This is a genomic window from Enterococcus sp. AZ101 (genome assembly GCF_050499005.1).
In the GTDB taxonomy this organism is placed as follows: domain Bacteria; phylum Bacillota; class Bacilli; order Lactobacillales; family Enterococcaceae; genus Enterococcus_L; species Enterococcus_L ureilyticus.
In genome coordinates this window covers 315070-340427 of sequence record NZ_JBMHEZ010000001.1, presented here as the reverse complement: position 1 = coordinate 340427, position 25358 = coordinate 315070, and the positions used below count along the sequence as shown (strand labels likewise).

Annotated in this window: 18 protein-coding genes; 2 read left to right on the top strand and 16 right to left on the bottom strand. The window is 36.4% G+C overall.

Annotated elements, in window-relative coordinates; genetic code table 11:
- Positions 1-104: 104 nt before the first annotated feature.
- The 16 genes from IGJ50_RS01580 to IGJ50_RS01505 all read right to left on the bottom strand — a co-directional run bounded on the left by IGJ50_RS01580 (position 105) and on the right by IGJ50_RS01505 (position 21502).
- Positions 105-1049: a serine hydrolase gene (locus tag IGJ50_RS01580; protein ID WP_429948567.1), complete on the bottom strand. Its 945-nt coding sequence runs from the start codon at positions 1047-1049 to the stop codon at positions 105-107.
- A gap of 359 nt (positions 1050-1408) precedes the next feature.
- Entirely contained in the window at positions 1409-3178 is a 1770-nt protein-coding gene (locus IGJ50_RS01575; RefSeq protein ID WP_069641457.1) for a DNA-binding protein, read from the bottom strand.
- Between the two features lie 273 nt (positions 3179-3451).
- Positions 3452-4207: a hypothetical protein gene (locus IGJ50_RS01570; protein WP_429948565.1), complete on the bottom strand. Its 756-nt coding sequence runs from the start codon at positions 4205-4207 to the stop codon at positions 3452-3454.
- A 222-nt stretch (positions 4208-4429) separates the two neighbouring features.
- Positions 4430-5815: a CHAP domain-containing protein gene (locus tag IGJ50_RS01565; RefSeq protein ID WP_207120957.1), complete on the bottom strand. Its 1386-nt coding sequence runs from the start codon at positions 5813-5815 to the stop codon at positions 4430-4432.
- 320 nt (positions 5816-6135) lie between these two features.
- Complete coding sequence (locus IGJ50_RS01560) at positions 6136-7440, bottom strand: McrC family protein (RefSeq protein ID WP_069641454.1); 1305 nt, start codon at positions 7438-7440, stop codon at positions 6136-6138.
- 2 nt (positions 7441-7442) lie between these two features.
- Positions 7443-9485: an McrB family protein gene (locus IGJ50_RS01555; protein WP_100630411.1), complete on the bottom strand. Its 2043-nt coding sequence runs from the start codon at positions 9483-9485 to the stop codon at positions 7443-7445.
- 240 nt (positions 9486-9725) lie between these two features.
- Positions 9726-11279 (bottom strand): hypothetical protein, encoded by a 1554-nt coding sequence (locus IGJ50_RS01550; RefSeq protein ID WP_429948562.1) that lies wholly within the window; start codon positions 11277-11279, stop codon positions 9726-9728.
- 247 nt (positions 11280-11526) lie between these two features.
- Positions 11527-12237 carry an HAD family hydrolase gene (locus IGJ50_RS01545; RefSeq protein ID WP_069641451.1) on the bottom strand — a complete coding sequence of 237 codons (711 nt, stop codon included), beginning with the start codon at positions 12235-12237 and terminating at the stop codon, positions 11527-11529.
- Between the two features lie 225 nt (positions 12238-12462).
- Positions 12463-13731, bottom strand: a complete 1269-nt coding sequence (locus IGJ50_RS01540; RefSeq protein ID WP_429948560.1) for a class II D-tagatose-bisphosphate aldolase non-catalytic subunit — start codon at positions 13729-13731, stop codon at positions 12463-12465.
- Between the two features lie 38 nt (positions 13732-13769).
- Positions 13770-14834 carry a PTS fructose transporter subunit IIC gene (locus tag IGJ50_RS01535; protein WP_069641449.1) on the bottom strand — a complete coding sequence of 355 codons (1065 nt, stop codon included), beginning with the start codon at positions 14832-14834 and terminating at the stop codon, positions 13770-13772.
- A 26-nt stretch (positions 14835-14860) separates the two neighbouring features.
- Entirely contained in the window at positions 14861-15190 is a 330-nt protein-coding gene (locus IGJ50_RS01530) for a PTS fructose transporter subunit IIB (protein WP_069641448.1), read from the bottom strand.
- A 21-nt stretch (positions 15191-15211) separates the two neighbouring features.
- On the bottom strand, positions 15212-15691 hold the full coding sequence (locus IGJ50_RS01525) for a PTS sugar transporter subunit IIA (protein ID WP_340689688.1): 480 nt from the start codon (positions 15689-15691) through the stop codon (positions 15212-15214).
- Positions 15675-17615, bottom strand: coding sequence for a BglG family transcription antiterminator (locus tag IGJ50_RS01520; RefSeq protein ID WP_069641447.1), 1941 nt, complete (start codon positions 17613-17615; stop codon positions 15675-15677). The genes IGJ50_RS01525 and IGJ50_RS01520 overlap by 17 nt, the downstream gene beginning before the upstream one ends.
- Before the next feature lie 514 nt (positions 17616-18129).
- Positions 18130-19002, bottom strand: a complete 873-nt coding sequence (locus tag IGJ50_RS01515) for an ROK family protein (protein ID WP_069641446.1) — start codon at positions 19000-19002, stop codon at positions 18130-18132.
- A 21-nt stretch (positions 19003-19023) separates the two neighbouring features.
- Positions 19024-20007: a LacI family DNA-binding transcriptional regulator gene (locus IGJ50_RS01510; protein WP_069641445.1), complete on the bottom strand. Its 984-nt coding sequence runs from the start codon at positions 20005-20007 to the stop codon at positions 19024-19026.
- A 13-nt stretch (positions 20008-20020) separates the two neighbouring features.
- On the bottom strand, positions 20021-21502 hold the full coding sequence (locus IGJ50_RS01505; RefSeq protein WP_069641444.1) for a sucrose-6-phosphate hydrolase: 1482 nt from the start codon (positions 21500-21502) through the stop codon (positions 20021-20023).
- Between the two features lie 252 nt (positions 21503-21754).
- Here IGJ50_RS01505 and IGJ50_RS01500 point away from each other — a divergent pair, with 252 nt between their 5' ends.
- Together IGJ50_RS01500 and IGJ50_RS01495 are read left to right on the top strand one after the other, a co-directional pair.
- The gene (locus IGJ50_RS01500; protein WP_069641443.1) at positions 21755-23716 is read left to right on the top strand and encodes a sucrose-specific PTS transporter subunit IIBC; all 1962 of its coding nucleotides are present in this window, start codon (positions 21755-21757) and stop codon (positions 23714-23716) included.
- Positions 23706-25328 carry a glycoside hydrolase family 13 protein gene (locus tag IGJ50_RS01495; protein WP_429948555.1) on the top strand — a complete coding sequence of 541 codons (1623 nt, stop codon included), beginning with the start codon at positions 23706-23708 and terminating at the stop codon, positions 25326-25328. The genes IGJ50_RS01500 and IGJ50_RS01495 overlap by 11 nt, the downstream gene beginning before the upstream one ends.
- Positions 25329-25358 lie beyond the last annotated feature (30 nt).

Genomic DNA, 25358 nt, shown 5'->3' with positions numbered 1-25358 from the left:
GACCCCTTTTTTTATGTCAGGACTCTTTACCGCATAGTTAAGAGTTCTCATAAATAAATACACATAAAGTACCAAAAACCACTAGCAATATTTAGGACAATTTTTTAGCTTTCTTCAAATGATTGCAAAGCAAATCCACCAATGGCCTCTCTCATTGCAGAACTGTCATAAACCTCGTTTGTTAAAATAACGATGGCAAAAGGGTTCTTTGGATCAAGGACTAAGCCGATATCATTTTCCACAGTCGTTAACTCTCCCGTCTTATTCGCCACCTGAACCTCGAATGGTAATTTACTTGGAAGCTTAGTTCTGATTGTTTGGTCACTCATGATGGTTAACATTTGCGAGTACGGCCATTCGTTACGATGAACATACATTTTCTTCAAAAATTCCATAGCATCTTCTACTGATGTATAATTTTCCAGCCCATTCATTCTAGCTTGCTCATCCAGCATTTTCCGTTGTAATTTTGTCCCTTTATACCCTTGCTCTTCAAAATAGTGATTCAAATTATCCATACCCAAAAACTCAATAAGTCTATTAGTCGCTTGATTATCACTAATTTGAATCATTCTCCGAACCAATTCTTGAGTGGTTTCCCCCTCTAGCATTCTGCCTAATGCCAGCTCTTTTTCATAAATATACGCCATTATAAACACTTTAATAACACTAGCAGAGATAAAAGGATCTGTATTGTAATTTGTTAGATAGTCATCTTCATTAAAATAATACACACCATACCCTACTTTTCCAGCATTTAAAAATAATTCGGATGCATCTAGTTTAGTCTGCACACTATTTTGAGTTTTAACGGGTTCAAGCGAGCTGCTTTGTGTAGAATCTAGTCGATTTACTGTTGAAGTGGCAGAACTTTTTTTCTTTGTTTCGTTGCTAGTGGTTACCGTTTTGCTACTATTGGAATTGTGTTCGTATGTTTGGTTCGTGTATTTTTTGTTTTTTATTGAAATAGCTAGTAAAACAGCTACTGTTAAAATGATAGACATTAAAAAGATAGAATAATACGTTCGATTGGTCCTTTTTCGTTTCAAATTAAGCTCCTTTAGCCTATTAATATATAAATAGTTTACCATAAATTAAAAATATTTATATAGAGGATTGTGATCATCTGTCTTTCATTTTATAATCTAGCTTTTTTACAGTAACATTCTACAATTATTTCCTTTTTCTTAGATTCAAGATAAGCTATGAAAACTAGTTCATCTTGTTTATCGCTCATTATTTTTACTTGACTTACATTTTTTTAAATAGAACAGACCAATCATTGATTCCAGATGATTGGTCTTCATTATCACGTTCTTTGTAGAGCACAACTCACTTCTTCAGTGACTATCATTGAACGTTGGCTTGCACCATTAGGCTTGAATCTGTCTGAGTAGAGTCAATCCTACTATTCTAGACCTTCAATCACAAGGTTTTCAATACTGGCAGCTTTTGCATCCGCTGTAACGACCGCTTGAAACGCAACCTTGTCTCCTTCTTTTAAGAAAAGAGCCATTGGGCTGTTATTCGTTGTGACGCTATAAATTGTTTTCTCGTTTTCTAATAAGAAGGAAACAACAGTTTGGGCCTCGCTAGCAACAATCGTAATACGAGAGACCGTCCCTTTTATTTTCTCTAAATCAGCAGCATCAGTGCTTGTGTTATTACTTCCTTTCGTTGCTAATTCGATCCGGTAAGCGTCTAATGCATTTTGTGCCGCATCGGCATCTACCACAATATCATTATCTACTGCGTTGACATAAACATATTTTTTGAAGATTCCCTTACTGTCCATTAGAGACACAATCCAGGTTGGAACGCCATCGATGTTATAAAGAACTGGCATGCTTGCTTTCCATTTTTTCTCTGGGTAAATCTTCGCGGCAATCGAAATGGCGCCGTCACTATCCATAATTCCTACTTTTGTATCACGGTAATACGTTACTTGGCCAGTTCTTGCATTGATCAAGGAATAACCTAAAGCAGAATCTTGCTCCTCGTCACCACTTGTAAAGTCTGTAAAGTACAATAATTGACTGCCTTCTTTATTCATCATAGGTGTAATTTGACCAGATGCATAAATACCATTTTCTGTTGGAATTTTAACCTCTTTTTTCGCGCCAAACATCGTTTGATTCCACCATCCTTGGCTGTAACGACCAAAGTATTCATTGATACTATTTGCAGCAGAACTTGTGATTGGAGCATCTACAAAGGCTGGTGCATCATGGCTATTATAAACTTTCACTTCGCCTGTTGTCGCATTTAAAACAGCTGTCTTAAATTCATTGTAGTTCATCCGACCAGAAACGCCATATTCTTTGTATAATGTCTGAATATAGAAGGGATTTCCTTTTTCATCGATTTCTAAATTAATTTTGCCAGTCGCCGCATAATCTGGATAAGCAGCGTAAATTTTACGTGCCGCATCTTTACTAAAATAAGCAGACGGCGTATACACAATCGGTGTTTCAACAAATTTAGGCTGTGCATTAATATCGGTTGCACTGATAATAAAATACCCTGGAACTGCTCCTAGTTTTGACCATTTAAAAAAGCCATTAAATTCCACTGTGGCAACATATACATACTCACCATTCACAACCTGTGCAGTAATACCATCCAAGGTAAACATATTTGAATTTGGAATCACTGAGAATTTTTGCAGCATCTTGCGCTTAGCCGTTTTCGGTGCAATAGCAATCGGTGTTTCTTTGGCGGAGGTTAGAACTTCTGCTTTTTCTTCTGTCTTCAACGGAATGGTTTGGTAAACATCATCAATTGCCGTTACCTTCGTTATAGAACTGATAATGAATAATAAAACCATTGCAGCAATGCTGATTCCTAAAACACGACCAGACCAATCGTTGACCGTATTTGTCCCAACAGTTTTTCGTTCTTTATGCAGCACGTTCATCGATGCCTTATTAATAGAACGAATGGTCAGCAACAAACCGCTTGCAATAACGGCTCCAACGAGATTAATCCATAAAATAGTTGAAAGAGTTTTACTAGGCAATGCAACAAATAAGAAGCCTCCCAATAATAATAATTCAATAACCATTAGTACAATGGTACTTTTTGTATTTCTCCCTTTTGCAGCAATGAGACTTACACCATTTGCTACTAAGATACCTATACCAAAAAACAACGTTAACCCGATAAAATTTACAAACATTTTCTTCCTCCTTTTTAAGTTGAGATAAAAAAAGTACTTCCACTTTAGAGTAGAAGTAGCTTTAATGCTTGCTTTAATTATACAGGATAGAAATTTCACTTACAATGTTCCTTGCAAAAACTTCTAGTTCTTACACCAATTGAAAACAGTAGTACCAACAAAAAAAGACTTGCATTTGATTATTTCAGACACGATAGTTCTGTTTTTTCTTGTCTCAATCTGTCCTATATGAAAATGTCACAGGACTTCTTAATCCTTTTTAGATTGGTTTTATCATCCAAAAAACTTAAACTTTTTTTGTATTAGTTTTCCTGTTAACCAAAAGGATCCAGAAATAATATTTCCTTCCCTAATCTCTTCAGTAACAAGTTCAGGATCAGCGACTACATCAAATTCCCCACCTAACGTTTTGACTTTTGCATAGTAAAAATAAGCATCAGAATAAGGGTTTCTGAGCTTTTCAGCAGCCAAAACCCGACCTCCAAACAGCCCCATAGAGCTCGGTCCGCCTTCTCCATCTCCGCCAAATAAACCTGATGGAATAAAAAATTCACTAGCAAATTTGGCCTCTGTTTCTTGTCCATTATTATATTCTTCTTCATTAGCGTAAACACTCAACTCATGCGCAAAAGCTGCTAACTGTACTTCTCGTATCACAGGGTATTTTATTTTCTGAGCTGCAATATTCGGCATATCAAAAACAAATGGGTATGCAAACGTCCCATCTTCGCCTGGCTCCGCTTCACTATGAACTCTTCCATCTAATACCGTATCTGTAGGATCTTCAACTTTTTCAAGTAAACGAATGGTTGAAACAGCAGTTCCTTCATAATGTGGATTTAACCCAATCATCTCACCTTGTGTATTTAACTGACCCCAAAGTTCGATTCCGTTTCCCATTTTTAGTAGAAGATAGGTTCCACCAGGTGCCTTGACTTTCTTCCCTGATTCAAACACTAGATTTGCATATTCCATGAAATCGGCTTCAGATGAAACAGGTATACCAACTGTTGAAAAATGATTAACCATTTTATTTTCTCACTCCTTTTATTCCAATCACTATTTATTCTATCATAGGCATGAGAATGGAGGGAAGGTGCTTTTGAGCTCTTATCTATTTAAAAAAATGAAATGATCCTAAGTGTTCAATCCTATACCTAAAAAGTGGAATAACAGACAGTTTTTTTCTGCCATTATTCCACTTTTTCCTGCATTAAACATGGTCTTTATTTCTTTCGTTTACTTATTTTTCTACTTAGATACTGTATTCACAGGTTCTTTGGTAATTTTCCCATCTAGCTTTATTCGAATTGCTTGAATGGCTAATTTTTGACCTGTTGTACCTGCTATAGCGCCATTTTTGACCCATGGCATCCAGCCCTTTTCAGATACATGTACTTGATAGTAAATATCGTAGTACTTGTCTAGCCCATTTTTCAAGTTGATTTTGACTGCTTGTAACGAAAGTCTTTGACCCACAGTCCCACCTGCATTTGTCAACCAGCCTTTTTCAGCGACATGAGCATCAATTTGTATATTTTCTTTTTTCCCATCCATATAGACTTCTAAACACTGGCTTTCGATTCCTAAACCTGTTGTTCCAGCCATTTGGTTCTCTGTGACATACCCTAACCAACCTTCTTCCGCTAGATGCATACGGTAGCTTAGACCTTTAGCAGTAGGTTGTTTGCTTCCTTGGACGATTGGTTTTCGAACTAATTTCATTTTAATCGCTTGAAGGGTTTTCTTTTGCCCTGTTGTACCGGCTGTCGCACCGTTATTTACCCAACTTAACCACCCATTTCCATCTACATAGGCTTGATATTCCAGATTATAATAATTTGCGGCTTCGCCTGTTAAACGTGCTTGAATTGCTTCAACTGCTTTTGATTGGCCTGTTGTTCCAGCTACTTGTCCACTTTTTACCCATGACATCCAACCCTTTTCAGAAACATGTGCTCGATATTCGACTGAACCATTAATTTGGCCATTTTTAAAGGTAATTTTGACTGCTTCAACAGGTAATTTAAAACCAGTCGATCCAGATAATGCACCATCTTTTACATTGTTCATCCAGCCAACTTTACTCACATGTGTTTCATAATTGATCCCTTTAGAAATAGGTTGTGCCGGATTTTTTGATGGTAATTTAGGTGCTGTTGATGGATTTTTAAAGTTATTACCTGGTGCGTGGAGAATACATTTGACTGTTCTGTTGCTTGAAAGTCCTGTATAGTTGCTTCCATTGTAAGCATATGTCATTCTGCCACTAGCCGAAGCATTTTGCTCTACTGCATAAATGATTCCTTTATCCACATCTGTATAATCGACAACAGAAACGTGTCCATATGGATTTGAGCTATTTCCTGTTTCAATTATTAAATCTCCAGGTACTGGAATATATTTAGATCCTGGATTATATCGGGCTAAACCTGGAGAACCTTCTGGAATATATTGCGCACCACCATTTCCTGCTGCATAGACTCTTGGCCATCCCATTTTAGGATATAACCTTTGTTGCGGTAATTCGACACATTGATAATACGTACCATAATTACCACCATTTGAATACACATGAACTCCTTGTCCTTGTAACCATTGACTTCCTGAAATTAAAATCGATCCCTCTACTGCCATTTTTGTTTCCTCTTCTCTTTTTATGTTTTATTCTCAATTATTCATTTAGAAGCTTCTGAACTAATAACTAATTGATTAATTAAAGTATAGTGAATAACTAGATCTTCAAACTTTTAGATTCCTTTCGAAATACTCCCAGTTTAAATTCTGTTTTGTAGTCATCTTCCAGCTAGATTTTCCATTGGTTAGGTAGTCGTATAGTCTACTGAAAATCAATCCATAAAAAAGAGACCAATCACCGATTTGAATGATTGATCTTCGCATATATACTGGTGAAAATAAAATTGATGAAGCCCCCTATAATCAAGACGGATTGCCCGTTATTTCAAGATTTTACAAACTTCTTCTTCAATATTTACTGACAATAAATCAACAAACCTCACTTGGACTTTTGCACCTAATTCTGCGTTTGCTTTTTTTATGCTTCTGAATTCTTGTTCATTATAGTTTTCTGAATAGGGATAAAGGAGAATAACTTTATCTACATCTTCCTTATTGTGCTTATACCTAGTGAAATAAACATACATTTGATATAAATCGGCTTGTGTTGGCCCAGTATGGTCAAGAAGTTTCCACTTAGTATCTACAATAATCGTTTGCTTGCTAGTAACATCTCTCAACACCAAGTCAGGTCGAAGTTGGTATCCACGACTTGTTTCTTCTGTACCATCGAATAACCAATAAGTTTTGTCTTGTGCAGAAATCTCATATTCAGGTAAACTCTTTATAGCGATACTTGAAATATACGCCTCGAAAATTTTATCCATCGGGAAAAGCAGTGCAAATGCTAATGATGATCCTTTGAACGAAGTAAATGATTGCCCTCTCAAGAAAATTTTGCACCACTCAAGTGCTTGCCTATAGTAAACATAGTCTCTTCCCAGTTGAACCTTATGAAACGTTTGATTTGGGTCACGGATTTCATCAACATTATCAAAATAGAGCAATTGCTCTTTGATCAATCTAAGATTCTGATGATCTTTACTTCTTTTTAGAAGAAATATAAGAGTCGTTTTTAACAATTGATTTTCTGGAATATTTGCTTGGTATTCATCAAATTCATTGTAAAATTTAGAATTATTAAAACTATTTTTCCTAATATGACTTCCTGTTAATAGTTTACCTTTAAGAAAACGTTCATTACTTTGAATTGAAACATAGTTGGCCTTAATTCCTTGCTTAAAAATACGGCTAGATTGGGTTAAAAACATTGAAATGAATACTTCAAAAATTGTATTCCTTCGCATATCAAGATTTGTCATTTCATAGTACTTTCCATTAATATTCCTGGCAGTTTTTAACATTTGAAAAAATAAATTTCTAATAACCTTTTTATCTTCTAATGAAGCAGACTTTCCATAGATTTTGGGAAGAATTTCAATTGTTAAACCTGAGTCAGTTTGCAAGACACCTACATAATTATTTACTTGAACACCATTTCTGATGGGCTTCAAAAAATCATAATAATGTGCTTTTTCACCACTAACTTTTGTATTCTGCTCGTCAATATACCCTCTTAACTCTTGAATATCTTTTGGTTGTATCATCACACCATCATATGTTTGACCAGCATATATTCTACCAAATTCTGAAACTGTGATTGTTCTAGCATCAATAGCTGACATATTTACTCACCACCAACAACTACTGATTGAATAAATTGAACAAATTCTTCATCGCTAACATTGGTCTTCAAAACAAATCGATCTGTATCGTAGTCACTAATTAAGTTAGCAAATTTTGAATCAAAAAGATTGATTGACTGCTTGGATTCTCGCTTGATATAAATGCCGTTTATATCATTTAATACCGCTTGGATTTTTTCATAATCTTCATAGAAGTATTCTTGCAATAGTGGAATTATCTTATTTTCATAAACTGACTGTAATTCTTTAATAGTTGAAATATTCAAGAAAAAGGCATGACCTAAAGTATGTTCACGATCATAAAAAAATTCAATTCGATCATTCATTACTTGGAGTATATCTGCAATTTCAATACCGTCAATTTCTCCAACTTCATCCCTTATAATATCTGCATCGGGCATCCGTTCTATAAATTCAAAGCGTCTACGAAGTGCTGTGTCCATCAATGCAATGGATCGATCTGCTGTATTCATAGTACCTAGTATAAATACATTTTGAGGGACGCCAAAGATATCACCCGAATAAGGAAGGGTGATCGATAGTCCTTCCTCTTTTCCTAAACGTTTACATGGTTCAATTAAAGTAATCAGCTCCCCAAAAATTTTGCTGATATTTCCACGATTAATTTCGTCAATGACAAATAAAAAATTTTTGTTTGGATATTCTTTCGCACGATTACAAAATTCTTTAAATACACCATCTTTAACACTGTAGTGGATCTGACCGTCCTCTGTCTCTGCATAAATACCTTCAATAAAATCTTCATAACCATAAGACTGATGAAATGTCACAAGTGAAAAGTAAAAGTCAGCTTCAGCTAGTCGTTCTGTATTCACAACATCCTCAACTTCATCTGCTTCAATTTTACCATCTTCAGTAAGTATCCATTTTTTTTCAGATAAACCATCTACGCGTTCAAATAAATCCGTGCCCTTTCGATAAATAGTCCCTGTTGATTTTTCAGTTGCATTCTCAATTATTGTTGTACTTAATGTTCCATAGGGTGTTTTGCTGCTTTTCGTTTTTGCATATTGTTTTACAACTTCACTTTGTTCAATTTGTTTAATCGTCATTGGATTATTATTATTTCGCTTGAACGCTAAATAAATAGCTTCTTTCCAAGATAATGTCGCATAATTTAGAAGTGTTCTTGAGGTACTATGTTGACCGTTAATCAGATTTTCTTTTACTTCATTAATACTATACGTTTTACCTGTACCTGGCGGACCGTATAAAATACGATTCCAACCTGAAATATTGTATGATTCTCCTATATTATTTTCCAAACCATTTTCACACTCCTTTAAATACTGCTCGTAATTCTTAGCCCAAGATGTCCTCTTAAAGTTAGAATATTCCCAGCTTCTCCACCTTTTATCTGTTTCTCTATCCAACAAGTTGAAAGAAGTAATTTCCCTATTTACTTCACTAGAATGATCTGAAAATATTTTATTTAATATTTCTTTGGCCTCTTGAAACTCTTTAAGGTTATTAAACGAAAATAGATTTTCTGGTAGCTCCCATACCGCATTTCTTTCATTTTCAGTTAAGCCTTGGATATTTAATGCAATATTTTTAATAGGAATGAATTTTATTTTTTCATACTTAGACCCTTCATCACAATAGCCAGATAGCCAATTAGCTTTAGGATAAACTGAAGTCCATTTCCCTCCACTTTTTTTACTTCCCCACTTCAAAAATGCCGCTTTTCGATTGGCCAGTTCCTCTTTCGAAAGCGAAAGTTTTTTTATCTTGAACCCCAGCTTTTCAAGAAAAGAATTCGTTCGTACTCCCCCTTTAAACCAAGAGGTATCAACTGTAGTATTCGGCTCAATCGAAATCCCCTCCGACAACTGCTTTCCAATAGAGATTACAAATTTTACTGGATACTGTTTTCCGTTATACTCTAATACATAATCTTTCGCTGTCTTTTCATTTGGATACCCATAATTATCAATAAATTGAATAGCTTCAATGATATTTTGTTTGTTAATTGACTCTGGAATTGACACAGTCTGCTTCATCCTCTCCATATTAGGTTATATATCCCTTATTTTATCACAGGATAGGTTTCTAGAATAATTTGTAATGTATGAAATAAATAAAAAACTCTAAGCTATTCAATAAACATCATAAGAATGTATCTTCTTACCAAAAATAGACCAACCACTAACTACAATGGTTGGTTTTTCAGAAATCTACTATATATTTACTCTCTTCTTTTTCTGTAGAATCGTCAGGAAATTCATACATTGACTAGCACATCATTTATCTATTTTGGCCTCGATTGTTTTGATTAAGTAGCCATTTTCGTCATGAACAACAGTCTTGTCATCGGGCTTTACAATCATAATCAGCCCTTTGGATAAAAATATCTGTTCGTCTTCTTTTGATTGATAAAATAACTGTCCATCCTTATCATAGTAATACTTTGTAGTTTTTTTCCCTGGCAAACTCTTTGATACTTGATAGCTATTTTGCATTTGCTCTATCTCGATTTCTGAGCCTTTGCTTGCTTCTATAAGGATCTTCCCTTTTTGATTCACTAACCCTTGATCGTAATTCTTTGTACTAAAAATAGATAATCCGGAATCTGTAAATTTACCAAAATGATGAATTTCTTTGGTTTGGCTCTCAGTTTTGGAAAAAATTTCTTTTCCAGAACTATTTATAACGGTAGGGAAACTATCTGCCCCAACTTCTCGAATCGAAAACAGGCCATTACCTAGATAAATTGGTGAGGCTTTATAGTCACTTGAAAATTTTTTGACTACTTCGAATTTTTCATTCATCAGAGCATATTGTTCTTCTCTAACATTCCCTAATCTAACTAAAATAGTATTCTCTTTTAAAAAGCCATCAACGATCCTAGCCTCTTCTTTTAGTTGATCTGCAACCACTGTCACCACTTCTCCAGCCTCATTGATGACAAGGTCATCACCATATGACTTAGCTAAAGCAAGACCTTTTTCAGAAAAGGGGGAGATGTATTTAAACAACACGGGTTCTTCATCCTCATAGACTACTTTACCTTCTTGATTAATCAAGCCATACTTCTCTTCTTTTGTTTTATAAATAGCCGTTGCACGTTGTGCATATGGAAAGATCTCTGTTATTTCAAGCTTCTTAGCTTCTTCTGGAGAAAAAATCAACCCCTTCTTTTCGTGGACGATTCCGTAACTTCCCTCCATCCGAATAACAGCTAGCTCACCCTCTTCTCCCTCTTTTTCTAGATAACTCAGGTCTTCAGTTTCTTTCAATAACAGATTTCCCTCGTTATTCATTAGCCCAGATGTACCATCTTTAAAGCGAACATGAGCAAAGCTTGCATTGCTAAAACTAAAATCTCTTATACCATCTGGCATATCTTTGGCTTCTTTCACTACTGTGCCATCATTCAAAATAAGTCCATACTTTTTCAAATTGGGATCTTCATAACGACCATATTTACTATTTTTAAACGTCCAATTTGGGATTCTAAGTTCTGGATTTTCAGGAAAAATTTGATAACTATCTGTATTGAAATAAAACACTTCGTGCATAGTTGTAGTATATTGCAACAATGTACTATTAGAAAAGGCCTCAATTTCTTTTACTCGCTCTTTTTCTCCATCCATTAAAATGGTTCCCGTAGTATCCATCAAGCCCATAAAATTATTGGACATGTAAATAATTGGACGCTCTGCTATGGCTTTTTCCGCTTTTTTTATCAATTTTTCTTTATTAGCAGCTTGCTCTGCCTCTTCCTTGTTCGCGCAACCGCTAACAAAAAGACTTAAAAGTAACATCATACCTAAACCCCAACGCTTTTTCTTCATTTCAATCCCCCAATAATAATCAACTAGATAGAACTCTTTTATTCTAGCAAATAGTTTAATGAGATTACAAGTGGGCTTTTCTGTGGCTCCTTTGTATGGCATTCAAATAGAAATAACGAATGTGATAACAACAGCTAATGCTACTTAAAACAGATAAACCCTCTTTGACCTTATCTCTGCAAGCGCAAACTACCTACAAGCCCTTCTTTTGCTTCAGCTTTACTGGCTTGTCACTTGATTCCATTTGTTAAAAACGATTACACAAGTTTTCTATTAAATCATAGATTTGGCCAGTTTTTTTCACTATGAAATCAGGCTCACTAGCTTCATCTGTTATAAAGTGATCACGTTGATTGTACCAAATCGTTTTCCAGCCGGCACTTTTTGCTCCAAGCATATCATTTTTATAAGAATCGCCAATGTAAAATGTCTGTTGTCGTTCCAACTTCATCTGATTTTCTACATAATGAAAAATTTGTTTGTCCGGCTTTGCCATCTTCAATTCACCCGAAATAAATAGATGCTCTGGTTTTATCCAATGAGTGATGTTTAAATTTTTTATCTTGTTTCGTTGATGCTTGGAAGGTCCATTTGTAATAATACCCGTGGTTACGTTATTTGTTTTACAGTACTGCAATGTTTTCTCCATATCTGGAAGTAAAGTGATTTCCTTTTGAAATCTTGCATAGTCCTTTTGAAAAGCTAAAGCTTGCTGTGGTTTGATTGTAATATCAAACACATTAAAAGCCTTAGTGAGACGGTAGATATGCATTTCATCCATAGAAATAGTTCCTTGTTGCGACTGTTCAAAAACTTCATCACTAAATTTACGACTATAGCGATATAATCCTTCTATAGAAATTTCGTTATTTGTCGAAAAGTTTTCATAATATGCCCTCTTGAAAGGCTCTAGCTGATCGTATAATGTATCATCAACATCGAAAATAAAATTATACAAAGTTTTCCTCCTAACGTTTTTACGTTCCATCTCTCATACGAAAAATGGTTTGACTTTAACTGGATTGAATACAGCTTCAAACCAACATGTAAATTTTGTTTATCTATAGTATACAACGAACTTTCAGCATTAGGCAGACTATGAGAAGATCTCTAAAATTGCGAAAGAGAGGGGAAAGTAAAACAAGAACCGTTTTACTTTCCCCTCTCTTTACTGATTGTTTTTTTACCCTAATTGCTTGATCCGACTTGTTACACCTTTTAGATTGTAGCATTCTGCATAGTCTCTGATTGGGCGCTTAATATGGTCGATAACATACCGTTGTCCATGAATATTATGTTTTTCAAGATTTGCGTAAAGTGTCGCTATTTCATTTTTTACTTCCTCATCATTGAAGGTATAATGTCCAGCGATATCAAGAATTTCCTCCGATAATGCCGCATCTTGCATGATTTCATCGACTGTCAATTCTTTTTGTGCACCAACCATCCATTTTCTCCAGCGTTCACTTTTAATGGCATGTACAAGTAAAACCTCTCTTGTTTTCGACGGTTTTGTTATAAGACCATTCTCTACTAATTTCGCTTCTACTGCAGCAAGATTCAAATAAGCACGGGTTTCTTCTGTTCCATATTGTGGTGCAACATTCGTTGCTGTAATTTCTGAAGGAATATGCTCTAGCAAGGTTACATCATCTAAATAGTCCCCATTGTGCTCCTTCAAACCAACGCCATACCCTTTTGCCATTTGTGCTAAATCATAAGCATTTTTGAAATTGAATGTACCAACCTGCTCTGTTTTACGTGTTAGTGTTCCAGTTTGTCCAACTATAAAGGTTGGCATTGGTAATCCACGTTTTTCTAGTTCTTCTTTTAATTGTAGAATGAAGGTTTCGTATGTTTCTGTAGAGGTTAACCCTCCATTGGTCTCCTCTGTTCCAACTTCATAACCAATTGCTGGTAAGTTTCGTGCTTTTCGTTCATTTTCACAAAATTCAATTAATTCAACCGTTCGATTTAAGACGGTTTCTAAAGGAATCACTTTGCCAACTTCAAAAGGGTCTTTGGTAGGATCAATCATCAATAGATCAAATCCTGCTTCAATATCAGCAACATAAGATTTTCTTCCTAGCTCCATCGCCTTTTCTGTAGGTAAATGGTCATTTCTTTCCTGATCACGCTGCCAAGGACCACCATGATCTCGGCACATATAATATAAGTTGTCATAATCAATTTCTTCTGCTACTTCTTTCACTGCTTTTGCAAAGGTAAACTGATTCCAGCCATTTACATAGCCCCCGCCAAGTTCATCTGCATCTACTTGATTTCGACTCGCGATAAACATCACTGGATAGTCATCTTCTTTGGATAGTTCTAGCGTTGCCTGAACACAATTTTTTGACATCGGTCCAATTCCTAACAGCGTTGCACTTTCACCTGTTTTTTGTAACTCTAGTAAACCTTCTACTACTTTTTTGATTGGTAATTTTTCCATTATGCTCACTATCTCCTATTCGTTTTTTCTAGTTCGAACTATTTTTCTGTTTTTATCTTGTCTTCTTCATCCAAATTCGGTTTTGTAAAATGTAGAATTGCCACAGATATCAAGGTACCGATCAGCATTGATAAAACGTACCAAAGTTTTCCGTTAACAACTGGTAAAATAATCAATCCGCCATGAGGCACCAGCGCCTCGACACCATTTGCCATCCCCAATGCACCACCAACGGCGCTACCAATAATAATCGCTGGTAATACTCGTTTTATATCCTTTACGGCAAAAGGAATCGCCCCTTCTGTAATCCCAATCAGTCCCATAAAAAACGCAGAAATCCCAAGGTCTTTATCTTCTGCAGTATATTTTTTACGGTCAATAAAGGTAGAAATCGCCATTGCTAGCGGAGGAATCGCTACCGCAATTCTATGTGCGCCATTTGGTCCATAAATCCCTTCTGACATTAAGGCTAAAGTAAAAGCTGTCGCTGTTTTGTTGATTGGGCCGCCCATATCTATTGCTGTCATGGCACCGATGATCAACCCTAGAACAATGGCACTGCCCCCTTGCATTTCTCCTAAGACTTTGACTAACCAATCCATTCCTGCACCAATTGGTACTGCAATGATGTAGATATAAATCATTCCTAAGACAAATGTCGTTAAAACTGGCACAATTAAAATCGGCATAATTGTTCGAATTGTTGTCGGAACTTTCCATGTTTTACACCAGCGGACAAAATAACCAACTGCTACCCCCATGATCATAGCACCCAAGAAACCGGTCTTTACTTGACCTTCTCCGATAGGATTATTAGCAACAAATCCTAAAATCATTGCAGGTGCTAAGGCTGGTTTGCCAGCCAGCGAATTGGCAATATAGCCCGAAAGTAGTGGAATCATCATAGCGAAACCCGCAGCACCCAAATCATTTAGATTTTGCATGAAGGGATTAGTGATCTCCATTCCTGAGTCTGTCGCTTTTCCTGTAGCCAAAGCGACTGCTAAAAAAATCCCTCCAACGACAACTGCAGGCAACATAAACGATACTCCCGTATTAAAGGCTTTTTGCAAATCTTTAAAAAACTTGTTCTCCTTTTTCATTTTGAGTCCTCTCCTCTATTTTTGATTTATTCAGTTGTTTCAACTATTTTTTCAGCGTTGTCTAACACCTCAACAGGATGCTTGATTGCATCTGACGGATCGATTTGCAGTACCTTTCCTTCATCTGTTTTTTCATCGAAGCGCTCTTCGCCCTCAATTCCTATTGCAACTGCTAAAATCACAACATCTGCCTTGTCTACTGTTTCTTGTTCTAATTCATTTTCAATCCCCATACTACCTTGTGTCTCCACTTGTACATCGTATCCTCTTTTTTTACACTCTTTTTCAATTGCTTCTTGGGCCATATATGTGTGGGCTACTCCTGTTGGACATGCCGTTACTGCTACGATTTTCATTTTGCTTCCTCCTATTCATTTTCAGCTTACTACATTGATCGAACGTAGTAGCTTAAAGACCTTCTCTTGATTTTTTTCTTCGATTAATTGATTTCTGAACTCTTCATCTAATAGCTTTTTACTAAGTTGTGAGATAAATTTCAAATGAATATTATTCTCATTTTCAGCTGGTATACCGATTAAAAAGACAAGTTTTACCTGCTCCTCATGCCCTTTTGTCCAAATAAATTCCTCTTCTGTTTGTAAGAAACCAATAAAAGGTGTTTTCACTACCTCACTTTTCCCATGAGGAATAGCAATTTGATACCCAATTGCAGTAGGTACTTCTGCCTCACGATTCAATACTGCATTCAGAAAAAGAGTTTCATCTGAAATCAATCCCGCTTCACCAGCTTTTTGAACTAATGCGTGTAATACTTCATCCTTCATTTGAAACTTTGTCTGTAATAAAATCATGTCTTTCTTAATTACATCACTTGCACGATCATTCAAGAGTCTCACATCCTATCTTTCGTCTTAACGCTTCTTTTGTTGGGGATTCTGTAAACTGATTCAGTCTTTCTTTACTTTCTACTATTTGGTAGATATCAGATAATATTCCTTTAATTTTTTGGGTGTCCTTTTCAGCAATACACACAATCATCACGGTTTTTACAGAAGATTCATTCCATTTGATGTACTTGTTATTTTTTACAATAGCAACAACCGTTCTCTTAACATATTTGGGATTTCCATGAGGAATAGCTGCTCCAGTCACTAGGTCTGTTCCACCCAGTCGTTCCCGGCTCATCATACTCTCAATAAATTTGTCTGTTACGACCTTGGCTTTTTGAAGTCGGTTCCCAATCTCATTGAGTAATTCACTTTTTGACTTGAAATTCTCATTCCAAAAGATAAATTCTTCTGATACATACGGACTAAGATTACTTAATTTATTCTGTGTCTCGTCAGCAAATTCCTTTGAGAACATAAATTGTTCATTATAAGCGGCAGAAATATTTTTTATATCTTGATCACTTAACAACGGTGAAACAACAATTACCTTTTTATTCACTAGATTTAGCTGGACTGTAGAGATGACGAAATCGATTTGCTCTAAATCGATTGCAGCAACCTCTTTAATTGACGCTACTTCTAACATATCAAAAGACGGCAGAACATTTTTGATTCGATTCAAGAGTAGCTCTGAGGTTGCGATACCAGTTGGGCAGACGATCAAAATTTTTTTACTTAATTTCGCCCGCTCCATTGCTGATTGAAAATAAATCGTTAAAAATCCTATTTCATCTTCATTAAAAATCACTTCAAGCGCCTCTTCATATTCACTTAAAATAACCCAGATTAAGTTAAATACGATAGTAAACTCATTCTTTATTTGATCAATAAAAGGATTAGTGGTTTGAACCCCTTCTCGTAATCGATAAATCATCGGCGGGATGTGTAGCATTAATTGGTCCTTTAATTTTTGATCTTCTGTGAAATCCATTTTGAGCGAATTGCTCACTTTTTCAATAATATTGGAAACAACCTTATGATATTTTTTTTTCGTCGGCAAAGGTTCAAAACGATTTGAAATTAGATACGTTGATAAGTATTCAATATCATTGCGAGTAAATTGAAGGTTTAAGCGCAAGGATATTGTATTCAGCATCTCTTGCGCACTTTTTTCAAAAAAGACACGCTCCTTTTTATTCTCTACCTCACCCAGTCCTTCAACATGATGGTTATTCCTGACCCGGTAGACCAAAATAATCATCATATTCAATACGTTTGATACATAATGTTCTGCTATTACGGTTACATCTTTTTTGATATATCCGTAAAGAACTCTTGTACACACCCGAACGATATCTTCCCCGTAATACTGACTAAGCAATGCTTCTTTTTTTTCGTCATCTGGTTCAAATATGTTGTTTTTTTCCTCAGTTAGGTACTGATTAAACGCTAGATATGCCTTTTGTAACTCCTTTTCTTGCCCTGATATCCTAGTTCCTTGAGAATCGCTAATAATTTTTACTGTGTTTCCTAACGTTAATATTTTTTTTATAAACTTAAGGTCATTATTGATAGATGTCCTGCTGATCAAAAACATCTCCGATAATAATTCAAAGGTCACTGTTCGATTTTCAAATAAAAGTAATTGAATAATTTTTTCCCGTCTACCATTCGTAGAGTATATATTTTGTTCTGGTAGTTCATTCGTTTTCGGTGGACTTCCAATGCTTCTTTTTACCCGAATCCCTATACCAGGTTTTCTCTCCACCTGATAACCTTCTTGTAAAAGGTATTTCTCTACACTCTTTAAATCAGAATGAACTGTTCTTTCAGAAATGTTTAACTTTTTTGCATAGTGCTTAACTGTTTGAAAGCCATTCTGTTTTATAAGTATTGAGGCTAAAAGTGACTGTCTTTGCGTCAATTTCATATTCCCCCTCCATTCTTGTGCTATGTCATTTCTGAAACTCAACTGCAAGCGCTATCATTCTTTACACTTTCGATTATATCGGTACCGCTTCCTTTTTTACATCACAAATCCTTTCAAGAACTTGTTGCAATTTCTTGTACTGTTTCGTTCTAAACGCTGCTGTTCTATAGAAAATATAAGCGATCGATTCGTTGGTATGATTATGTTACCTGCCTAATTTGTATTTATTTTTCCCATATGTGCAATCACCTCCGACTATCCGTAATCACATCATAAATTAGATTTAGAAAAAGTACATGTTTCAATTATGTTCAGCACTAAATAGTAAATAAAAAAAAGCAAAATGCCTTGTATAAGTAGCTCGCTTTAAATAAGCTTCCTTTACAGTTCATCTTGCACTCTCCAATCAATCTTACGTAAAAAAGACCAGTCACCGATTAGAATGTCTGGTCTTTGAAAGAGAATTTATAGTGGTTTCTTTTTTACAACATCGGTTATTATTCACTATCCTTAGCTACGCTTGCAAATACAAATCCTTCGCTAAAGCGAGACACCCGATTACACCTGCGTTGTCCTCTAATTGAGGAGTAACAATATAGGTCGACAAATCAGGGTATTTCACATAATCATTGATCAACTTGGCGAATTGTTCTTGGACTTTTTTTCTTAATTGTTCTTGCTTCATCACACCGCCACCAAAGATAATGACCTGAGGCGAAAAGAGCAAAGTGGTATTGTAAGCGCATTGCGCAATATAGTATGCCTCAATATCCCATGATGGGTCTTCTGGCGGTAGATCTTGTCCTTTGGTTCCAGTTCGTTTTTCGATGGCGGGACCTGCAGCTAATCCTTCCAAGCAGTCTGTATGATACGGACAATTACCGATAAATGTATCATCAGGATGACGTCGAACCATGGCGTGTCCCATTTCCGGATGACTAAATCCTTCAACAAATTGACCGTCTACTAAAGCACCGCCACCAACGCCAGTTCCGATAGTATAATAGACTACGCTTGATAATCCTTTACCGCATCCCGCAATATATTCGCCATAGCAAGCAGCATTTACATCCGTTGTCCAAGCAACAGAAATATTATTCAACTGTTCTTTTAAATGTCCAACAAAATCAAAATTTTCCCAGGCAAGTTTAGGTGTAGAGGTGATATAGCCATAGGTTTCGGACTCCCGTTTAACATCGATTGGGCCAAATGATCCGACTCCAATAGTTGAAAGTGTTTCAAATTTTTTGAAAAAATCAATCACAGAGCGCATGGTTTTTTCAGGTGTTTCTGTAGGAAACGATACACGCTCAATTATTTCTAAGTTTTCATTTCCTACTGCACAAACAAATTTCGTGCCTCCAGCTTCGATCGCACCGTATAACATATTGTTCACTCCTTTTAAAGATTATGTTGTTTGACCTTGAATTAGTTTTACCGGTAATAGGTAATTTTTTTCAAGTTTTTTTTCTGGATTTTGGATTCTTTGTAGCAATAAGTCCACTAAAATTTCTGCATAGTCAGCCATTGGTTGAGCAATCGTCGAAAGTTGTGGAAAATAATTTTGAACGAATTTTGTTCCATCATACCCAATGATCTTGATTTGTTCAGGAACTTTTATCTTCAATTGCTGGCATTGATTATAGACAAGGATAGCCGTTAAATCATCCGTACAAAACAAGCTGTCAATTTCTTCTGTTTCTAAAATATGTTTGATCTCTAAATTTTTCAAGGTTGTTGATCTAGCCGTTGTTTGAATCTGAAACATTTTTGGTGTTAATTCGTGCTTCTCTAGAAAACTTAAATACCCGTTTAAACGAAAATTTGTAGGCGAGTTTGATTCTTGTGATCCTGTGAGAATCGCAATTTTTCGTGCACCTTTGACAAATAATGTTTCAGTAGCTAAATAGCCCCCTTGAAAATTATCACTGCCAATAATTGGAATATTGTCAGCTAAATAACGGTCAAAAGAAACAATCGGCAGCTCGATATCTTCATATTCTGTGATTCCTAGGTTATGAGCACCGGCTATGATTCCATCTACTTTATTCGCCGCAAGCATATTAATATAATGACGCTCTTTTTCTTTATTATTGGCACTATCACACAAAATAACACGGTAGCCTAAATCAAATAGTTTCCCTTCGATTCTTTCAACAAGCTCCCCAAAAAAAGGATTGGCAACGGTTGGAAAAATCAGTCCGATCAATTGTGTATTTTTTCCTTGTAAGGAACGAGCTAAAGAATTCGGTTGATAATTCAGCTCTTTCATCGCCAAATTTACTTTATCAATGGTTTTTTGACTTAAGGAGCCGTAATTATTGATCACACGAGAAACAGTAGTGGGCGAGACGCCAGCCTTTTTGGCTACATCCGTTAGTTTGATGACCATGTCCGTTCATCCTTTATTGGTTAGTTTTCCGCAGTTGCCATAATTTCCCTTGATAGCCTCCATCACACTCTAGATGGACTCCTGTCTGATGTGTTTCTGGAAATACTCGCATGGTTGCCACTTTTTCACCTTCGTTGATGAAGACTTCAACAATCGATGAATCCACAAAAATTTGTAGGTCTAATGGTTTTTGTTCAACCGAAAACGATCGAACAAATCCATATTCTTTTCCAAAAACAGTACCAGCTTGACTACGGTCTATCATTATTTTACCATGTTGCGAATCAAAATTAATCGTTAATCCCTCATTTTGTTCTTTATTCGTAAATAAAGTAAGCGTTCCACTGGAAAGTGGGTCAAATGACAGCCTGATCTCATACTGATTTGTCTCTGTTTCAAAAAAAGAATCGGAATCTTTGTTCAACTCAATCGCTTCACCTATGCGTAATTGCTTCATTTCTGCGACAGGGCGTTGATACAATTTTTTGTCTTTTATAAACAGCTCTTTTACACTACTTAGACAATGGGCCCATTCTTCTTGATCGGTTGGATAATCAATTTCTGGTAATCCCACCCAACTAATAGATAATAAACGGTTATCTGGTGCTTGAAAGGCTTGAGTAGCGTATACATCAAACCCTTCATCCAGATTTTTTAATACAGTAGGCTGAATCAAACAATTCGCTTCACTGTCGTAAGAATCCCCGATGACATACGTATTAGGATAAATATTTCCATAAGAACAGATATCTGGTTCTAACCCTTGAGGACAAAAGATAAGTAAAGCCGCGTCTTCTGTTACTAGTAAATTAGGGCATTCAATCATAAAGCCCATTTCTTTATCGGTAAACTCCAATTCACCCTTGCACTGCCATGTAAGCAAATCAGAACTTTGATAAGTAAGAATCTTTCCTTTTTCTGTCTCATCTTGAGCACCTATGACCATCAAGTAACGATCATTATAGCGAAAGACTTGGGGATCTCTAAATTCTGATGTATATCCTTTCGGCGGTGCAGCGATCAATGGCGTCTCGATTTTTTGAACCGTTCCAGATTCATCCATCCAGGCACCTAACTGGTAGGAATGACGAACCCAATTATCATCACGAACATTTCCTGTATAAGCAAGAAACAATTGATCCGAAACAGGCAAAGCGGTTCCTGAATAGACGCCATGACTATCGTACAAACTATCTGGAAATACTTTTGTTCCTTCTTCTTTCCAGTCCACTAAATTATCAGATGTCAGATGATACCAAGATTTTAATCCATGAACAGCTCCCATTGGATAGGATTGATAAAAAACATGCCATTGATCATTAAAAAATGAAAAACCATTTGGATCATTTAGTAAGCCAGTATTTGGTTGTATATGGTACCCTAAACGCCATTTAGAATTGGCGATTTTCTCTTTTAATAAAGCAAGATGCGTTTTATCCCATTCTTGATATGGACGATAACGTTCTTCTTTCGTCCAAACTTTTTTTACAGACATATATACTCTCCTCGTAAGCGTATTCTTGCATATAGTTTAACTTTAAAGGCAATTATTGTCAAACGTTAATCAATTTAAATTCCTAATTATATAAACACCTTTTAAAATCTATTTTATTAATTGTCATACGTTTGACATTTTTATGAAAAATGGTATACTTTGGATGTGAAAAAGCGATTTCATTTCTAGTTTTCATATACAAGATAACAACTTCTATTGAGATCGTTTAAATGACATTTAGGAGGAACGAGAATGGATTACAAAAAAGTGGCAGAGGAAATCAATCAAGCACTCGGCGAAGATAATATTCAAGCAGCAGCGCATTGTGCGACACGACTAAGGTTAGTTCTAAAAGATTCAAGCAAGGTGGATCAGAAAGCTTTAGACAACAATGATGCTGTTAAAGGAACCTTTGAAGCCAATGACCAGTTTCAAATCATTATTGGAGCTGGTGATGTCAACAATGTCTATGATGAACTGATAAAAATAACCAATGTCAAAGAAGCATCCACCGCTGATTTGAAAGCAGTCGCGGCAAACGGTAAGAAGAACAATCCAATTATGGCCTTTATTAAAGTATTATCTGATATTTTTGTTCCGATTGTTCCTGCTTTAGTTGCGGGTGGTTTATTGATGGCCTTGAATAATGTGTTAACTGCACAACATTTATTTGGTCCTCAATCCGTTGTAGAAATGTTTCCAGCTGTAACGGATGTTGCTAGCATCATTAATTTGTTGGCCTCTGCTCCTTTTGCCTTTTTACCTATCTTAGTTGGATTTTCTGCAACCAAACGCTTTGGTGGTAATCCTTATCTAGGTGCTGCCATTGGAATGGCGATGGTTATGCCCGATTTGGTCAATGGATATGGCGTGGCTAATGCGATTGCAGAAGGAAGTATGAATTATTGGCATGTCTTTGGGATGAATGTTGCCCAAGCCGGTTATCAAGGTTCTGTATTGCCAGTATTAGTGGTTGCTTGGATTTTGGCAACTTTAGAAAAATTCTTCCACAAGCGCATTCCAAATGCATTTGATTTTACTTTCACCCCAATGTTAGCCATCATTATTACTGGATTTTTGACATTTATCGTTGTAGGACCTGTTATGAGAATCGTTTCAGATGGTTTAACTGATGGACTTGTTTGGTTGTATAATACAACAGGCGCAATTGGTTTAGGTGTATTCGGACTATTTTATTCCCCTATTGTTATCACAGGTCTACATCAAAGTTTTCCAGCAATCGAGACCACCTTGTTAGCAGATGTGGCACGTACTGGCGGTTCCTTCATTTTCCCAGTCGCTTCTATGGCAAACGTTGGTCAAGGTGCAGCAACACTTGCTATTATGTTACTAACTAAAAATAAAAAACAAAAAAGCTTAGCGACCTCAGCAAGTATTTCAGCGATGCTAGGAATTACGGAACCAGCAATTTTCGGGGTCAATTTAAAACTTAAATTTCCATTTATCTGTGGAATGATCGCTTCAGCAGTTGCTTGTGTATTTATCGGTGCATTTCATGTTTTATCCGTTGCAATGGGCCCTGCAAGTGTGATCGGATTCATTTCAATCGCACCAAAATCAATTCCTTATTTCATGATTGGGATCGTCATCAGCATTTTAGTTGGTTTCGTTACGACATATGCTTATGGTAAACGTCATATGGCTGTATTTGCAGATGATGACACTAGTGCAGGTGAAGTTGCGGTTGCAATCAATGAAGATCCTGAAGCGGAAGTGATCGCGGTTCAAGATGAAATCTTAGCTGCACCAGTCAAAGGCACACCTATTGCTTTAAAAGAAGTCAACGATCCTGTCTTTGCACAAGAAATGATGGGGAAAGGCATTGCGGTAATTCCAGAAAAAGGGATTATTTACGCCCCAGCCGATGGGGAATTAACGGTCGTATACGATTCAAAACATGCGTATGGATTAAAAACAACCCATGGTGCAGAAGTCCTGATCCATATTGGGATCGATACGGTAAAATTAAATGGAGAATTCTTTGAAACGACTAAAAAATACGGAGACTTAGTGAAAAAAGGCGATCTCTTAGGCACAGTTGATTTAGATGCTGTCAAACAAGCTGGCTTTGATCCAACGGTGATGATGATCGTTACGAATACGAACGACTATGAAGCCGTTGAAGTAATTGACACATTAAGTGTAGATGAAAACCAAGATCTACTAGCTTTGAGTGTGCGCTATGAAAACTAATTGGTGGAAAAAGGCAACGATCTATCAAGTCTATCCACGTAGCTTTCAAGATACGAATGCAGATGGTATTGGGGATCTTCCTGGAATTATTCAACGTCTAGATTATCTTGCTTTTCTAGGGATAGAAGCAATTTGGTTAAGTCCTGTGTATCAATCCCCTAATGAAGATAATGGCTATGATATCAGTGATTATCAAGCGATCGATCCAGAATATGGAACAATGAAGGATATGGACACACTAATTGAAGAAGCGAAAAAGAGGAATATCAAGATCATCATGGACTTAGTCGTCAATCATACGTCCTCTGAACATCCATGGTTTCAATCTGCGCTTCATGATCCAAAGAGTGAGTTTCATGATTTTTACGTTTGGAGAAAGGACGTTGACGGACGACCGCCGAACACCCTGCAGTCAAATTTTGGCGGTTCTGCCTGGACATTAGTTCCAGAACTTGGAGAGTATTATCTTCACTTACACGCCAAAGAGCAGCCTGACTTAAATTGGGAAAATAAAACGATGCGCTACGAAATTTATCGTATGATGAATTACTGGATCGAAAAAGGAGTAGGCGGATTCCGTCTAGATGTTATTGATTTAATCGGAAAAGAACCCGACCAATTAATTACTAAAAATGGGCCAAAACTCCATGAGCTATTACAGGAAATGAATCAAAATACCTTTGGTGAATATGATTTGGTCACGGTTGGCGAAACTTGGGGCGCAACACCCGAAATTGCTCAACTTTATTCAGATGAGAGTAGAGATGAATTGTCGATGGTTTTCCAATTTGAGCATATCAATTTGGATAAACAACCAGGCAAACGAAAGTGGGATCTAAAAAAACTTGATCCAAAAGAACTACATCACGTTTTTTCTAAATGGCAAACTGAATTAACTGGAAAAGGCTGGAACTCCCTGTTTTGGAATAATCACGATTTACCACGAATCATTTCTCGTTGGGGCGATGATCAAGAGTTTAGGGTACTTAGTGGGAAAATGTTGGCAATCTATCTTTATTTTCTTCAAGGAACCCCTTATATTTACCAAGGTGAAGAAATTGGGATGATCAATTATCCAATTAAATCTATTGATGAGGTCGATGATATTGAAAGTCGTAGAATGTATGATGAACGCATCTCTTTGGGCTATACAGAAGAAGAAATCATTGCCTCTATCAATGCCAAAGGACGGGATAATGCACGCCATCCAATGCAGTGGGATGATTCTAAACAAGCGGGCTTTACAACTGGCATTCCTTGGCTACCTGCAGGAGATTCAAGTGAGATCAATGTAGCCGCTGCTTTAAACGACCCAGACTCCTTATTTTATACGTACAAAAAATTGATTCAGTTCCGAAAACAATTACCCGTGATTACAGAAGGAACATTTGAGCATATTCAAACAGAAGATGCAGCAGTTTTGGCCTATATCCGTAAGCACGAAGGCGAGCAATTATTAGTTGTTGTCAATTTTTCCAATAAGCCAGCTCAATTCTTATTGGAGGCAACACAACAAATCAAAGAAATCAAAGAAATCTTGATTCATACTTATGAAAAAGAGATCAGTCAAACGCTTCTTCCTTTCGAAGCCTATGCTGTTTTATTAAATTAACAAAAAGCCTCCCTACGGCGAATCACCGTA

Bases quoted from the DNA above. Each gene is read 5' to 3' on its own strand.
- IGJ50_RS01560 (WP_069641454.1), bottom strand. From the start codon at position 7,440: ATGTCAGCTATTGATGCTAGAACAATCACAGTTTCAGAATTTGGTAGA.
- IGJ50_RS01565 (WP_207120957.1), bottom strand. From the start codon at position 5,815: ATGGCAGTAGAGGGATCGATTTTAATTTCAGGAAGTCAATGGTTACAA.
- IGJ50_RS01555 (WP_100630411.1), bottom strand. From the start codon at position 9,485: ATGAAGCAGACTGTGTCAATTCCAGAGTCAATTAACAAACAAAATATC.
- IGJ50_RS01575 (WP_069641457.1), bottom strand. From the start codon at position 3,178: ATGTTTGTAAATTTTATCGGGTTAACGTTGTTTTTTGGTATAGGTATC.
- IGJ50_RS01510 (WP_069641445.1), bottom strand. From the start codon at position 20,007: ATGGTCATCAAACTAACGGATGTAGCCAAAAAGGCTGGCGTCTCGCCC.
- IGJ50_RS01540 (WP_429948560.1), bottom strand. From the start codon at position 13,731: ATGGAAAAATTACCAATCAAAAAAGTAGTAGAAGGTTTACTAGAGTTA.
- IGJ50_RS01550 (WP_429948562.1), bottom strand. From the start codon at position 11,279: ATGAAGAAAAAGCGTTGGGGTTTAGGTATGATGTTACTTTTAAGTCTT.
- IGJ50_RS01505 (WP_069641444.1), bottom strand. From the start codon at position 21,502: ATGTCTGTAAAAAAAGTTTGGACGAAAGAAGAACGTTATCGTCCATAT.
- IGJ50_RS01495 (WP_429948555.1), top strand. From the start codon at position 23,706: ATGAAAACTAATTGGTGGAAAAAGGCAACGATCTATCAAGTCTATCCA.
- IGJ50_RS01530 (WP_069641448.1), bottom strand. From the start codon at position 15,190: ATGAAAATCGTAGCAGTAACGGCATGTCCAACAGGAGTAGCCCACACA.
- IGJ50_RS01500 (WP_069641443.1), top strand. From the start codon at position 21,755: ATGGATTACAAAAAAGTGGCAGAGGAAATCAATCAAGCACTCGGCGAA.
- IGJ50_RS01520 (WP_069641447.1), bottom strand. From the start codon at position 17,615: ATGAAATTGACGCAAAGACAGTCACTTTTAGCCTCAATACTTATAAAA.
- IGJ50_RS01535 (WP_069641449.1), bottom strand. From the start codon at position 14,834: ATGAAAAAGGAGAACAAGTTTTTTAAAGATTTGCAAAAAGCCTTTAAT.
- IGJ50_RS01515 (WP_069641446.1), bottom strand. From the start codon at position 19,002: ATGTTATACGGTGCGATCGAAGCTGGAGGCACGAAATTTGTTTGTGCA.
- IGJ50_RS01570 (WP_429948565.1), bottom strand. From the start codon at position 4,207: ATGGTTAATCATTTTTCAACAGTTGGTATACCTGTTTCATCTGAAGCC.